Annotated in this window: 10 protein-coding genes; 1 reads left to right on the forward strand and 9 read right to left on the reverse strand. The window is 74.4% G+C overall.

Annotated elements, in window-relative coordinates; genetic code table 11:
- Nucleotides 1-65: 65 nt before the first annotated feature.
- The gene (locus ACGF3H_RS30825; protein ID WP_362498274.1) at nt 66-248 is read right to left on the reverse strand and encodes a hypothetical protein; all 183 of its coding nucleotides are present in this window, start codon (nt 246-248) and stop codon (nt 66-68) included.
- Between the two features lie 515 nt (nt 249-763).
- Here ACGF3H_RS30825 and ACGF3H_RS30830 point away from each other — a divergent pair.
- Nucleotides 764-2,242, forward strand: a complete 1,479-nt coding sequence (locus ACGF3H_RS30830) for a serine/threonine-protein kinase (RefSeq protein WP_362498428.1) — start codon at nt 764-766, stop codon at nt 2,240-2,242.
- A 51-nt stretch (nt 2,243-2,293) separates the two neighbouring features.
- Here ACGF3H_RS30830 and ACGF3H_RS30835 read toward each other — a convergent pair whose 3' ends face one another.
- The 8 genes from ACGF3H_RS30835 to ACGF3H_RS30870 form a co-directional block, all read right to left on the reverse strand.
- The gene (locus ACGF3H_RS30835) at nt 2,294-3,136 is read right to left on the reverse strand and encodes an RNA methyltransferase (protein WP_362498272.1); all 843 of its coding nucleotides are present in this window, start codon (nt 3,134-3,136) and stop codon (nt 2,294-2,296) included.
- A 1-nt stretch (nt 3,137) separates the two neighbouring features.
- Entirely contained in the window at nt 3,138-4,379 is a 1,242-nt protein-coding gene (gene cobA / locus ACGF3H_RS30840; RefSeq protein ID WP_362498269.1) for a uroporphyrinogen-III C-methyltransferase, read from the reverse strand.
- A 230-nt stretch (nt 4,380-4,609) separates the two neighbouring features.
- The gene (gene cobT, locus ACGF3H_RS30845) at nt 4,610-8,896 is read right to left on the reverse strand and encodes a nicotinate-nucleotide--dimethylbenzimidazole phosphoribosyltransferase (RefSeq protein WP_362498266.1); all 4,287 of its coding nucleotides are present in this window, start codon (nt 8,894-8,896) and stop codon (nt 4,610-4,612) included.
- A gap of 346 nt (nt 8,897-9,242) precedes the next feature.
- On the reverse strand, nt 9,243-10,463 hold the full coding sequence (gene cbiE / locus ACGF3H_RS30850; RefSeq protein WP_362498264.1) for a precorrin-6y C5,15-methyltransferase (decarboxylating) subunit CbiE: 1,221 nt from the start codon (nt 10,461-10,463) through the stop codon (nt 9,243-9,245).
- Between the two features lie 117 nt (nt 10,464-10,580).
- Nucleotides 10,581-11,219, reverse strand: a complete 639-nt coding sequence (locus ACGF3H_RS30855) for a GNAT family N-acetyltransferase (protein ID WP_362498261.1) — start codon at nt 11,217-11,219, stop codon at nt 10,581-10,583.
- A gap of 136 nt (nt 11,220-11,355) precedes the next feature.
- Nucleotides 11,356-12,180, reverse strand: a complete 825-nt coding sequence (locus ACGF3H_RS30860; protein ID WP_362498259.1) for a MetQ/NlpA family ABC transporter substrate-binding protein — start codon at nt 12,178-12,180, stop codon at nt 11,356-11,358.
- A gap of 118 nt (nt 12,181-12,298) precedes the next feature.
- Entirely contained in the window at nt 12,299-13,036 is a 738-nt protein-coding gene (locus ACGF3H_RS30865) for a methionine ABC transporter permease (RefSeq protein WP_362498256.1), read from the reverse strand.
- Nucleotides 13,033-14,070, reverse strand: a complete 1,038-nt coding sequence (locus tag ACGF3H_RS30870; RefSeq protein ID WP_239770026.1) for a methionine ABC transporter ATP-binding protein — start codon at nt 14,068-14,070, stop codon at nt 13,033-13,035. The genes ACGF3H_RS30865 and ACGF3H_RS30870 overlap by 4 nt, the downstream gene beginning before the upstream one ends.
- Nucleotides 14,071-14,137 lie beyond the last annotated feature (67 nt).

Below are 14,137 nucleotides of genomic sequence, written 5' to 3' on the forward strand. Positions count from 1 at the left end.
CCCCACGGGGTTTCATGGGTGGATGTCCCCGCCCGGACCGCTCTTCCGGGCCTGGGGGTCGCTTCTCAGCGCCCCAGCATCACACCCACGGACGACGCCTGTGTGGCCACTGTCTCCCACCCGTCGAAGACGAGGAGGAGCAGGACCGCCAGGGGCAGGGCCATGAGCGTCGCCACCACGGGGTGGCGGCGTCCCTGACGGCGCTCTTCGCGCGTGCGGACCAGCGTCCGCGGTGCCGTCTGGGCCATGGTCCCTCTCCTGACCGATTCCGTTGTCCTTGGCAGCGGCGGGCGTCTGACCTCGGGGGACGAGTGCTGCACCCGCCGCTTGACCTCAAATCTAGGCGCCCGGGGACCACCGGACGTCATGCCCTCGTACCGATTGCCGGGCCTCCCGGAGGATGAGCCCTCCCCCGCCACGTACTCCCCTGGGTGGAGACCGGTGCGCGCGTTTCGGGGTCTTCCCGGAAGGGACACCCGCCGTCCGGTGACTTCGATCACGTGCGCGGCGCTCCCGTCGCGGTCTCGGCACCGGCCGGGGTCCCCACCCCGCATGATCGTCCTCCCGAGGACCAATCCCCGGCCTTGGCCCGGTGGTTGGGATCACCGGCCGCGGCGGGCGTGCATGCCCCCCGGGGGCCTGACCGACCTTCAACTCTCGCACCCCGTAACGACAATCCCTCGGCCCGAGAGGGCGCGGCCTCTGCGCGCGGGCGGCCGTGGAAACGTAAGCTGTGGCACGTCACAGGGACCGGGCAGCGGGGATGAACATGGCGATGATGCGCCTGAGGCGCGAGGACCCGCGCGTCGTCGGCTCGTTCAGGCTTCACAGGCGGCTCGGCGCGGGCGGTATGGGCGTGGTCTACCTGGGCTCCGACAAGAAGGGGCAACGGGTCGCGCTGAAGGTCATCCGGCCGGACCTCGCGGAGGACCAGGAGTTCCGGTCGCGGTTCGCCCGTGAGGTGTCGGCGGCCCGGCGGATCCGCGGCGGGTGCACCGCACGGCTGGTCGCCGCGGACCTGGACGCGGACCGGCCCTGGTTCGCGACGCAGTACGTCCCCGGGCCCTCCCTGCACGACAAGGTCGTCGACGAGGGCCCGCTCACCGCGGCGGACGTCGCCGCCGTCGGGGCCGCCCTGTCCGAGGGCCTGGTCGCCGTGCACGAGGCGGGCGTCGTGCACCGGGACCTGAAGCCGTCCAACATCCTGCTGTCCCCGAAGGGACCGCGGATCATCGACTTCGGCATCGCCTGGGCGACGGGCGCCTCGACGCTCACGCACGTCGGCACGGCGGTCGGCTCGCCCGGCTTCCTCGCGCCGGAACAGGTGCGGGGGGCGGCCGTCACGCCGGCCACGGACGTCTTCTCGCTCGGTGCCACGCTGGCGTACGCCTCGATGGGCGACTCGCCCTTCGGGCACGGCAGCTCCGAGGTGATGCTGTACCGCGTGGTGCACGAGGAGGCCCAGCTGCACGGTGTCCCGGACGCGCTCGCGCCGCTGGTCCGGGCGTGCCTGGCGAAGGACCCCGACGAGCGGCCCAGCACCCTCCAGCTGTCCCTGCGGCTCAAGGAGATCGCCGCCCGGGAGGCCCAGGGGATCGCCGACGTACGGCCGCCCGCGCCGCGTTCCGGGGAGGCGGACCGCCCCACGGGTCAGCTCGCCGACACCTACCCGGACCGTGAGCGGGTCCAGCGGCGCCCGCAGGGACAGCCGGGTGGCCAGGGCACTCCCCCGCCCCGGGGTGGATCGGGCTCCCGGGGCGGCACGCCCGCGCGGGGCGCCACCCCCTCACGCGGCAGGGGTCCCTCCGCGCGCGACGGTGTGCCGTCGCGCGGGGGCTCGTCCGCGCGGGGCGACGGCGCGTCCCGGGGCGGCGCCGTGCGCGGCGGTCGCGCGGGGTCCCGGTCCGGGGGGCGGCCCACGCCCGCGTCCCGCGACACCGGCCGGAGCGGTACCCGCTCCGGCGGCGGCAGTCGGCCCGGGTCGCGCGGTGGGTCCGGCCGTCCGGGGCCGAGGCCCACCGGGACCCGGCTGCGTCCCGCGAATCCGCGGCTGCTGCGGCAGCGGCTGACCGTGTTCGTGGTGGTGACGCTGCTGGTCGCCCTGGGCATCGCCGCCGCACAGGGGTGCCAGGGGCCGTCCCGGGGGCTCGGTGACGAGCGGGGCGGAGTACGGGTCCAGCAGGAGCAGGTGCGGGCCGACATGCGCGCCGAGGGGCCCGGGTTCGCGGCGTCCGGGCTCTGACCTGCCCGGTCAGGGTCGTCCCGGCGCTGCCGGGGCGTCTGCCACCCCAGGTCAGGTGGATCCCGGGCGGGTGACGTAGAAGACGACCGCCGAGGCGGCCGCCACGTTGAGGGAGTCCACGCCGGCGTCCATCGGGATGCGGACGTGCTCGTCGGCCGCGGCCAGCGCCCCGGGCGTGAGCCCGGTGCCTTCGGTGCCGAAGAGCAGGGCGAGCTTCCCGTGTTCCTTCGCGGCGAGTTCGTCGAGGGTGACGGATCGGTCGCTCAGGCAGAGCGCGGCGACGGTGAACCCCTCGGCGCGCAGCGTGCCGATGTCCGCCGGCCAGGACTCCAGGCGGGTCCACGGCACCTGGAAGACGGCGCCCATCGACACCTTCACTGACCGCCGGTAGAGCGGGTCCGCGCAGCGCGGGGTGAGGAGGACCGCGTCGACGCCGAGGGCGGCGGCGTTGCGGAAGGCGGCGCCGACGTTGGCGTGGTCGACGATGTCCTCGAAGACGGCGACGCGGCGGACCGTGCCCTCCGCCCGCCCGGGAGCGTGCGCGGCGCGCAGCAGGTCGGACACCGCGGGCAGTGGTTCGCGCCGCATGGAGGCGAGGGCGCCGCGGTGCACGTGGTAGCCGGTGACCTGTTCGGCGAGCGCGGGGTCCACCACGTACACCGGGGCGGGGGTGGCGTCGATGACGTCGCGCATGACGTCGACCCACTTGGCCGACAGCAGCATCGACCGCATCGCGAAGCCCGCCTGCACGGCCCGCCTGATGACCTTCTCGCCCTCGGCGATGAACAGGCCCTCGGCGGGTTCGCGGCGGCGGCGCAGCTGGACGTCGGTCAGGTCGGTGTAGTCGTGCAGGCGGGGGTCGTCGGGGTCGTGGAGGGTGACGGGGTCGGCCATGTCACGCGTTTCCCTGCGGTCCCTGCGGCCCCTGGTCGACGACGTCGCCGACGACGATGACCGCGGGGGGCCTGACCTCCTGGGCGGTGACCGTCTCGGCGACCGTGGCGAGGGTGGCGTCGACGCGGCGCTGGGCGGCGGTCGTGCCCTCCTGGACCAGGGCGACCGGGGTGTCCGGGGACCTGCCGTGCGCGACGAGGGTCTCGGCGATCCGGCCGATCTTGTCGACGCCCATGAGGATCACCAGCGTGCCGGTCAGCTTGGCGAGCGAGGGCCAGTCGACCAGGGAGCGCTCGTCGTCCGGGGCGACATGGCCGCTGACCACGGTGAACTCGTGGGCGACGCCCCGGTGGGTGACGGGGATGCCGGCCGCGCCGGGGACGGAGATGGAGCTGGAGATGCCGGGGACGACCGTGCACGGGATGCCCGCCTCGGCCAGTGCCTGGGCCTCCTCCATGCCCCGCCCGAAGACGAACGGGTCGCCGCCCTTGAGCCGTACGACGGACTTGCCCTGCTTGGCGTGCTCGATCAGCGCGTTGTTGATGGCCTCCTGCGCCATGAACCGGCCGTAGGGGATCTTCGCCGCGTCGATGACCTCGACGTGCGGCGGCAGCTCGGCGAGCAGGTCGCGGGGGCCGAGCCGGTCGGCGATGACGACGTCGGCCTCGGCGAGCAGGCGGCGCCCGCGGACGGTGATGAGGTCCGGGTCACCGGGTCCGCCGCCGACCAGGGCGACGCCGGGCGTACGGCCGCGGTGGTGCGGGGCGACGAGGGTGCCGTCGCGCAGGCCCTCCACGACCGCGTCGCGGATCGCGGCGGTGTGGCGGGGGTCGCGGCCCCGGGCGTCGGTGGTGAGCACGGCGACCGTCACGCCCTCGCTGGTGCCGGTGGCGGGGGTCCAGGCGGTGGCCGCGTCGGCGTCGTCGGAGCGCACGCACCACACGCGGTGCCGTTCGGCCTCGGCCGAGGCGGCGGTGTTGGCGGCGGTGTCACTGGTGGCGATCAGGGCGTACCAGGCGTCCGTGAGGTCGCCTTCGGCATACGGGCGTCGCTCCCAGGTGATCTCGCCCGCGTCCGCCATGGCCTCGACCGAGGGAGTCGCCTCCGGGGAGACGAGCCGGATGTCCGCGCCCGCGGCGATGAGGGCCGGGAGGCGGCGCTGGGCGACCTGTCCGCCTCCGAGGACGACCACACGGCGGCCGGTGAGGCGGAGGCCTACGGGGTAAGCGGGGTGTTCGGCCATGAGGGGACGGCTCCTCTTGCGGCAGTGGCGCTGACGTGCGGATTTTATGGCGGGGTGGCCCCTGGGGCCCAGGTGGTCCGGTGGATGGACCGCTTCGCCGGTGCGGGGCGTGGGCGGTCGTGGCCGACCGTTCCGCGCCGTGGACGGGTGCCCACGGCGGCGGGGACCCGGTCGGCACGTCGGCAGGGGGCCGGCACCGTGGTCCGGGAACCCCCTGCCCCGTGCGACCGCTACTTCTCGGTGACGCCCGCCGAGTCGAACGTCGCCACCTCGTGCATCGCCCGCGCCGTGCTCTGCACCATCGGCAGGGCGAGCAGCGCGCCGGTGCCCTCACCGAGGCGGAGGTCGAGGTCGACCAGGGGGCGCAGACCCAGCTTGTTGAGCGCGGCGACATGGCCGGGCTCGGCACTGCGGTGCCCCGCGATGCAGGCCGCGAGGACCTCCGGGGCGATCGCGCGGGCGACGAGTGCGGCGGCTCCGGCGCTGACGCCGTCCAGGATCACCGGGGTGCGCAGGGATGCGCCGCCGAGCAGCAGGCCGACGATGGCCGCGTGCTCGAAGCCGCCGATCGCCGCCAGCACGCCGATGGGGTCGGCCGGGTCCGGCTGGTGGAGTTCCAGCGCGCGGCGCACGACCTCCGTCTTGCGGGCCAGCGTCTCGTCGTTGATGCCGGTGCCGCGGCCGGTGACCTCGGCGGGGTCGGCGCCCGTGAACACGGAGATCAGGGCGGCGGACGCGGTGGTGTTCGCGATGCCCATCTCGCCGGTCAGCAGCGCCTTGTTGCCGGCCGCGACCAGGTCGCGGGCGGTCTCGATGCCGACCTCGATGGCCTGGGCGGCCTCCTCGCGGGTCATCGCGGGGCCGGTGGTCATGTCGGAGGTGCCGGCGCGGACCTTGCGGGGCAGCAGACCGGGGGTGGCGGGCAGGTCGGCGGCGACACCGACGTCCACGACGCAGACCTCGGCGCCGACCTGGGTGGCGAAGGCGTTGCAGACCGCTCCCCCGCCCAGGAAGTTGGCCACCATCTGGGCGGTGACCTCCTGCGGCCACGGCGTGACGCCCTGGGCGTGCACCCCGTGGTCACCGGCGAAGACCGCGACGGCCGCGGGCTCCGGGATGGGCGGCGGGCACTGGCGGGACAGCCCGGACAGCTGCGCGGAGATGATCTCCAGCATGCCGAGCGCGCCGGCCGGCTTGGTCATGCGCTTCTGGCGCTCCCAGGCCTCGCCGAGCGCCTTGGCGTCCAGCGGGCGGATCTGCGCGACGGTCTCCGCCAGCAGGTCGTGCGGGGCCTCGCCGGGCAGGGCGCGGCGGCCGTACGTCTCCTCGTGGACGACCCACGACAGCGGGCGGCGCTTGGACCAGCCGGCCTGCATCAACTCGGGCTCGTCCGGGAACTCGTCGACGTACCCGACGCACAGGTAGGCGACGACCTCCAGGTGCTCGGGCAGGCCGAGGGCGCGGACCATCTCCCGCTCGTCGAAGAAGCTGACCCAGCCGACCCCGAGGCCCTCGGCGCGGGCGGCGAGCCAGAGGTTCTCGACGGCGAGCGCGGAGGAGTACGGCGCCATCTGCGGCTGGGTGTGCCGGCCCAGGGTGTGCCGGCCGCCGCGGGTCGGGTCGGCGGTGACGACGATGTTGACCGGGGTGTCGAGGATGGCCTCGATCTTCAGTTCCTTGAACTGCTTGGCCCGGCCCTTGGGGAGGGACTTCGCGTAGGCGTCGCGCTGACGCGTCGCCAGTTCGTGCATCGCGCGCCGCGTGTCGGCGGAGCGGATGACGACGAAGTCCCAGGGCTGCGAGTGGCCGACGGAGGGCGCGGTGTGGGCGGCCTCCAGGACGCGGAGCAGCACCTCGTGCGGGATGGGGTCGGAGCGGAAGCCGTTGCGGATGTCCCGGCGTTCCCGCATGACCTTGAGGACGGCCTCGCGTTCGGCGTCGTCGTAGGCGGGCGCGGCCGGGCCGGCGGGCTGTCGTACGTCTGCCTCTGCGGCCGTGCTCACGTGCGGGTCTTCCTGGTCTTCCTGTCCGGCGTCCCGGGTGTCCAGGTCGTCGGCGTTCTGTACGGGTGCGGCGTCGGCCTCGTGCGGGGCGGGGATGTCGGCCACGGGATCCTGCGCCGGTGCGTCCTGGGCCTCCGCAGGGAGGACGAGGGCCTCGGGCGGGGTCGGGGCGAGCTGCGGGGTGGTGGGCACCTGGCCGCCGTCGACCGGCACGAACGGGCCCGCCGGCTGGTCCTGGTGGGGCACCGGGGGCTCCGCCGGCTCTTCGGGCAGCGGCGCGGTGTGTGCCGCCTGCGTCGGAGTCACCGCGCCGGTGTCCGGCAGGGACTGGGGGCCCTGAGCCGGGTGGGGCTGCGCGAGGTCGTCCGGCACGGCGGCCTCCTCGGCCACGGGGGTGGGCCTCGGCTCCGGGGCCGGGCCGGGCACGGCGGGCGCCTGCACTTCCTGGGGCACGGGCGCGTCGGCCGGCTGCTGCTGCGCGGGGGCCGGCTCGGCGGTCGCGGTCGGCTCCGTCGTGGCGAGGGGCTCGGCGGTCGCGGTCGGCTCCGCCGTGGCGAGGGGTTCGGCGGTCGCGGTCGGGGCCGACTGGGCCTGATCGACCGGGTCGGTGGTCGCGGTCGGGGCCGGCTGCGCCTGATCGACCGGGTCGGTGGTCGCGGTCGGGGTCGGCTCGGCCTGATCGACCAGGTCGACGGAATCGGGGGACTCCGCCATGACGACGGGCTCCGTGGTCGCGGGGGACTCCGCCGGGACGACGGGCTCGGCCGACGGGGCCGGGTCGGCGGCGACGGCCGGGGCCGGCTCCACGGACTGGGGCTGCTGCACGGCCGCAGAGGGCTGGGACGCGGGGTCTTCCGTCGGCTCGGCGGGCGCCCCGGCCTCTCCCGCCAGGGGCGGCCCGGAGGCTTCGGCGGTGCCGGCGACGGTCGGCGCGGGCTCGGACGCGGGCACCTCGAGGGCCGGTACGTCCTCACCCGGCGCCGCTATGCCCGGCGCGGGCTCCTGCCCGACGGGCTGCTGGGCACCGGTCTCCGGCGCGGACACCACGGCGGCGTCCTGGCCGGGCATCGGCCCCGGCACGGGCTCGGTCCCGGTCTCGGGGACCTCGGCGACCGGCACGGAGTCGGGAGCGACCGGCTCCGCGGCCGACGGGGCCTCGGGGGCCGGCTCGGATTCCGGCGCGGGTGCCTCGGGGGTCGGTACGGACTCGGGCGCGAGTGCCCCGGGGGCCGGTACGGACTCGGGCGCGAGTGCCCCGGGGGCCGGCTCGGATTCCGGCGCGGGTGCCTCGGCGGCGAGCTCGGACTCCGGCGCGCGCACCTCGGCGACGGGCGCGGGCTCGGCCTCGGCGACCGCTTCCGGGGCCGGGGCGGGCTCAGGGGCAGGCACCTCGGCGACCGGCGCGGGCTCGGAGGCGGGCACCTCGGTGGCCGGTACGTCCGCACCCGGCACCACTGCGCCCGGCGCCGGCTCCTGCCCAACGGGCTGCTGCTCGGCACCGGCCTCCGGCGCGGACACCACGGCGGCGTCCTGGCCGGCCACCGCCCCCGGCACGGACTCGGTCCCGGCCTCGGGAACCTCGGCGGCCTCGGCGACCTCGGCGACCGGCACGGCATCGGCTGCGACCGGCTCGGCCCCGGGCGCGAAGGCATCAGGTGCCGGCGCGGGCGGCTGCTGGGCGGCCACCGCTCCCGGCACGTCACCGGTCCCGAACGCGCCCGTACCGTCGGACTCGGGCGCGCTCTCCGCCGGGGGCTCGTGCCCGCCGTCGGCGATGAGCTCACTGCCCGTCACGGGGGCCGTCCCGTCGCCCGGCACGCCCTGCGCGCCCGTGGCCGGGACCCCGGCCACGACGGTCTCCTCCGGTGCCTGGGCGCCGGTCGCCGCCACGGCCTCCGTCGCCACGCGGGTGACGAGGGCCTGGGCCGCGCCCACCGGCTCGTGACGCTGCTCCGGTACCGGAGCAACCGTTTCCGCAGGCGCCGCCCCGGCGCTCGACGGGGCCACCTGCGCGCCCCAGGGCGCCGCCCCCTGCGGAGGCATCGCCGCGGCCTGCGGGACGTCGAGGTACTCGGGGCCGACGGTCGGCGGGCCGGCGTGCCGCACCGGCACGTCGGCGGGGCCGCGGTCGGCGAGGGAGCGGACGGGGCTGGCGGAGGCGTCGGGGATCGGCGGGCCGAGATGCAGGGGCCGACGCGGCGGAGAGGGCGGGGCCGCGGGCTCCACGGCCGGTTCCGGCAGACGGACGCCGCCGAGGTCGACCGAGCCGCTGTCGCGGCCGGACATCTCGTGCGGGCCCGGCTGGTGCACGGTCTCGACGACCGGCTCCGGCGCGGGCGGCGCGACCTCGTTGCCCCAGGCGCTCTGGGCGCCCGGCAGCAGCAACAGGTCCTCGTCCTCGGCGGTGGTCTCGGAGAGGTAGGTGTACGCGCCGGGTGCGGGGACGCCCGGCTGCTCCACCATGCCTGCGTTCTCCGGCAGCCCCTCGCCCGGGATCTGGCCGGTGTCGGTCATGCGTAACCCCTCGCCCATCGGTTAGTGCTCCTACGACCAGCTCACCCGGGACGGCGCACCGACCGCCCCGTGGTGAAGAACGAGCGTGCGTGCCCAGCGGCACGAACGACCCGCCGGAAAAGACGACAAAGCCATTGAGTGGCATTGTCGCGGTCGTTCCCCCGTCACGACAGCTTGATCCGCAACGGCCCGCTGTGGACTGCGCCACGTTGCGCGTCCTCCGGTTCTGCCGTACCACACACCGCCCGAAACTGGCGGGTTTTCAGGACATTGGACGACGAAGCGTCCGGTGTCCGAGTGCGGTACAACAATCCGCCAGCCTACCCCGCGCGGTACGACGATCCGATCACGGGGCGCGGTCGGGCAGTACCCCGCTGAGCAGGAACGCGACGCTCCGCTCCGTCTCCGTCCAGGCGCGGGTGTCGAGCCCGACCGACTGCAGCAGGGCGCACTCGACGCGGTAGCCGTGCTCCGACAGGTCCCTGCCCACGAGTTCGGCCGCGTCGCGGGTCGCCGCGTGGGCGACGATGCGCTGCGGTCGGCGGTCGGCGACCGCGGAGACGACGGCCGCTCCCCCGCCGCCGACGCGGACGACGTCCGGTTCGGGAAGGTTCTCCAGGACGTGCGGGGCGGTGCCGTGCACGGTCTGGAGCTGGACGCCGAAGTGCCGTGCGGTGGCCTCGGTACGGGCGCAGGCGTCCCGGTCGCGGTCGACGGCGATGACGGCGGCGCCGCCGCGCGCGGCCTCGGTGGCGAAGGCTCCGCTGCCGCATCCGATGTCCCACACGAGGTCGCCCAGGCGCGGTCCGAGCCGGGCGAGCTGGGCCGTGCGCAGCAGGTCGGTCTCGCCCTCGCCGAGCTCACCGCCGTAGGCCTCGGCGGGCAGCGACCAGCCGCGCGGTCCGCCGGCGGGGTCCCGGCCGGCGATCCAGCCGCCGCCGTCGGGCGGGGCGCCGGGGCCCGTCGCACCGCCGACGACGATGACGACGTTCGGGTCGCGCCAGGTGTGGTCGGCGGCCTTCTCGGAGGTGACGACGGTGACCTGCTCGCGGGCGGTGCCGAGTTCCTCGCAGATGACGAAGGTGCGGTGGATGCCCTCCATCAGGAGGCCGAGTTCCGCGGGGCCGGCGCCGGGCGAGGTGAGGACCGCGACCTTGGGGTGGGCCCGGCACACGTTCACCGCGCGGCGCAGGGTGCGGGGGTGGGCGACCACCACCTGGGCGTCGTCCCAGGGCATGCCGGCGCGGGCGAAGGCGGCGGCCACGGAGGAGACGGCCGGGTCGACCTCGACCTCCAGGCCGAACTCGGGCGCCCGCAGGGTGCGGACGACGCCGAAGAAGCCGGGGTCGCCGTCGGCGAGGACGACCGCGGTGCCCCGGTGGGCGGCGATGCGGCGGGCGGCGAGGGCGACGCTGCCGAGCCGGATGCGTTCGGCGGCGGGCGGCACCTCGGGGAGGGCGAGGTGGTGTGCGGCGCCGGCCACCAGCGTGGCGGCGCCCAGGGCTGCGCGTGCCGCGGCGGTCAGCGGCGAACCGTCCCAGCCGATCACCGTGACCCGGTCGGCCATCGTCGTCAGTCTCCAGGGGTCTTCGCAGGTCGTGGTCGCGGAATCCGCTCGTGGGCGGGCTCCGTGAGGGTACCTGGTGCGGCCTGGGGCGTGGTGGTGGCGCCGCCGTCCCCCAGGTCAGTTCCAGTCCGTGAAGCTGGTGAAGCCGTCGCTGTCGGCCAGCTGCTCCGCCGCGCCCTCGATGTCCTCGGGCAGCAGGCTCCACACGATGAAGTCGGTGCGCACGTCGGTCCAGGTGCCGTCGTCGGTGCGCATGCGCGCTATGCAGGCGTTGCGCAGGACGCCCTCGCTGATGCAGCCGATCTTCTGGGCGACCTGCTGGGAAGCGGTGTTGTCGGCCGCGGTGCGCAGCTCGATGCGCTCGAGCTTCTGGTCGCCGAAGAGCCACTGGGCGGTGGCGAGCGCCGCCTCGGAGGCGTAGCCCTCGCCACGGGCCCAGGGGGCGACGATGTACGACAGCTCGGTGGACCGCACGTGCCAGTTGGTCTTGGTCAGCTGGACGATGCCGACCAGCCGCTGGGTGAGGAACTCGGTGACGGCGAGGTCGAGTCCGCGGCCGGCGGCGCGTTCGGCGGGGGCGTACTCGGTGATCCAGGAGCGCGCGCCCTGCTCGGTGAAGGGCTGCGGGACGTGGGTCCAGGCGGCGACCTGCTCGTCGTTCATCATCGCCGCGAGGGCGGGGACGTCGTCCTCGTCGAGGGGGCGCAGCACCAACCGCTCCGTGCTGATGGAGATGTTGGGGAAGGTGCTCGTCATGCGCCGCTCCGTAACCTGTGTGACCGTCAGGACCTGCTGAACTGCCCAGCATGCAGCATGAAAGCACCCGGCCGCACCACCGGGTCCCACTCCCCCCGGGAGGGAGCGGACCCGGTGCGGCGGCGCGGCGCTCGGCTCAGAAGGAGGGGAGCACGGACCCGGCGTAGTGGTCCTCGATGAACTTCTTGACCTCGGGGGAGGTGAGGAGCTTCGCGAGCTTCTGGACCCGCGGGTCGTCCTCCTGGCCCTCCTTGACGACGAGGAGGTTGACGTTCGGGTTGTCCTTGGCGGACTCCAGGACGAGGGCGTCCTCGGCCGGCTTGAGGTCGGCCTCCAGGGCGTAGTTGCCGTTGATGACCGCCGCGTCGACGTCGTTGAGGGAGCGCGGGGTCTGGGCCGCCTCCAGCTCCTTGAACTCGAGCTTCTTCGGGTTCTCGGTGATGTCGGCGGTGGTGGCCGAGTTGCCCGCGCCGTCCTTGAGGGTGATCAGCTTCTGGGAGGCGAGCAGCTGCAGGGCGCGGGCCTCGGTGACCGTGTCGTTGGGGAGGGCGATGGTCGCGCCGGTCTTCAGGTCCTCCGCCTTGTCGGCCTTCTTGGAGTACAGGCCGAGCGGCTCCAGGTGCACCGAGGCGACGGACTTCAGGTGGGTGCCGTTCTTCTTGTTGAAGTCGGCGAGGTAGGGCTCGGTCTGGAAGTAGTTGGCGCCCACCGAGCCGTCCTCCGTCGCCGTGTTCGGCGTGACGTAGTCGGTGAACTCCTTGACCTCCAGGTCGAGGCCCGCCTTCTCGGCCAGGTTGTCCTTGACGTAGTCGAGGATCTCGGCGTGCGGGACGGGCGTCGCGGCGACGACCAGGGGTCCGGAGGCGTCGGAGGAGCCCTTGTCCGAGCCGCAGGCGGAGAGCCCGAGGGTGAGGGCTCCGGCGGCGAGGACGGCGGTGGTGATCTTGGCGGTGTTACGCACGAAAAGTGCCTTTCCTGAGGTGGTGCGACCCCTTGGATCAAGGGGTACCGGCGCGGAGCGCCGACGTTGAGGGGGGTGGTCGGGCGACGGGTGGGAGTACGGGGAGTCTTCGGGGGTGTCAGGCGACCTTGCCGACGTCGGCCGCCGCGGGCTCCTTGGCCCTGAGCAGCCGGAGCTTCGGCGCGGCGCCCCCGCGTCCGCCGCGGCGGTGCAGGGTGCGGGCGGCGTAGTCGCCGGCGAACTGGATGAGGGAGATGGCGACGGCGAGGAGCGCGACGGTGACCCACATGAAGGCGGGCTCGAAGCGCTGGTAGCCGTAGCGGACGGCGAGGTCGCCGAGGCCGCCGCCGCCGACGGTGCCGGCCATGGCCGAGTAGCCGATGAGGGCGATGACCGTGGTGGTGGTGCCGGCGATCAGCGACGGGAGTGCCTCGGGGACCAGGACCTTGCGGACGATGGTCCAGGTGTTGCCGCCCATCGACTGGACGGCCTCGACCAGCCCTCCGTCGACCTCGCGGACGGACGTTTCGACGAGCCGCGCGAAGAAGGGGATGCCGCCGATGGCGAGCGGCACGATCGCGGCCTCGCTGCCAATGGTGGTGCCGGTGATCCAGCGGGTGAAGCTCATCAGCGCGACCATGAGGATGATGAACGGCATCGAGCGGCCGATGTTCACGATCTGGCCGATGACCTTGTTCACCACGACGTTCTGGAGCAGGCCGCCCTTGTCGGTGAGGACGAGGAGAACGCCGAGCGGGAGTCCGGCGGCCACGGCGATCAGGGTGGACCAGCCGACCATGATCAGGGTCTCCCAGGAGGCCTGCTCCAGCAGGGGCTGCATCTCGGACCAGGTCACTTGGCACCTTCCTTCACCAGCAGGGACGGTTCCTGGTTCACCACGTCGATCTGCAGACCCTGTTCGCGCAGGAAGCCGACGGGCACGACGTTGTCCTCGTAGCGGCCGGGCAGTTCGATGCGCATCCGGCCGATCTGGAGGCCGCCGACGGTGTCGATGGCGGCGCCGAGGATCGATATGTCGATGTTGTAGGTGCGGGACAGCTGGGAGATGACCGGCTGGGTGGCGGCCTCGCCGTGGAAGGTGACATCGAGGACGGTGCGGTCGTCGCCCGACGCCTCGCCGCCGACGGGGAAGAGGGCGGAGGCCAGTTCGGATCCCGGGGTGGCCAGCAGCTCGCCGACGGTGCCGGACTCGACGATGCGGCCCCGGTCCATGAGGGCGGCCGAGTCGCAGACGCTCTTGACGACGTCCATCTCGTGGGTGATGAGCAGGACGGTCAGGCCGAGCTCGCGGTTGAGGTCGCGCAGCAGCTGGAGGATGGAGCGGGTGGTCTCCGGGTCGAGTGCGCTGGTGGCCTCGTCGGACAGCAGCACCTTGGGGTCGCCGGCCAGGGCGCGGGCGATGCCGACGCGCTGCTTCTGGCCGCCGGACAGCTGGGCGGGGTAGGACTTGGCCTTGTCGGCGAGGCCGACCAGGTCGAGCAGTTCCAGCGCCTTGCGGGAACGTTCCTTCCCGGACCTGCCGAGGATTTCCAGCGGCAGCTCGACGTTGTCCTGCACGGTCCGCGTGGAGAGCAGGTTGAAGTGCTGGAAGACCATGCCGATGCGGCTGCGCGCCTGCCGCAGCTCCCGGCCGGCACGGGGGCCGCGGCCGGCCAGCGCGGTGAGGTCCTGGCCGGCGACGGTGACCGTGCCGGAGGTGGGGCGCTCCAGGAGGTTGACGCAGCGGATGAGCGAGGACTTGCCGGCGCCGGACTGGCCGATGACGCCGAACACCTCGCCCTCGCGGACGTGCAGGTCGACGCCGTCCAGGGCGGTGACCTCGCGGCCGCGTGAGCGGTAGACCTTGGTCAGGCCCGATGTGGTGATCACGTGGGTATCCGTCACTGTCGAGTGCGCGGCGCGGGTGTGGGCGCCGGGCACGGGGGCGTTGTTCTTC

This window comes from Streptomyces sp. NPDC048185 (assembly GCF_043202495.1).
GTDB lineage: Bacteria > Actinomycetota > Actinomycetes > Streptomycetales > Streptomycetaceae > Streptomyces.

What these genes read in the sequence shown, in the direction of transcription:
- ACGF3H_RS30825 (WP_362498274.1), bottom strand. Translation starts at nt 248, where the DNA reads ATGGCCCAGACGGCACCGCGGACGCTGGTCCGCACGCGCGAAGAGCGC.
- ACGF3H_RS30830 (WP_362498428.1), top strand. Translation starts at nt 764, where the DNA reads ATGAACATGGCGATGATGCGCCTGAGGCGCGAGGACCCGCGCGTCGTC.
- ACGF3H_RS30835 (WP_362498272.1), bottom strand. Translation starts at nt 3,136, where the DNA reads ATGGCCGACCCCGTCACCCTCCACGACCCCGACGACCCCCGCCTGCAC.
- cobA (WP_362498269.1), bottom strand. Translation starts at nt 4,379, where the DNA reads ATGGCCGAACACCCCGCTTACCCCGTAGGCCTCCGCCTCACCGGCCGC.
- cobT (WP_362498266.1), bottom strand. Translation starts at nt 8,896, where the DNA reads ATGACCGACACCGGCCAGATCCCGGGCGAGGGGCTGCCGGAGAACGCA.
- cbiE (WP_362498264.1), bottom strand. Translation starts at nt 10,463, where the DNA reads ATGGCCGACCGGGTCACGGTGATCGGCTGGGACGGTTCGCCGCTGACC.
- ACGF3H_RS30855 (WP_362498261.1), bottom strand. Translation starts at nt 11,219, where the DNA reads ATGACGAGCACCTTCCCCAACATCTCCATCAGCACGGAGCGGTTGGTG.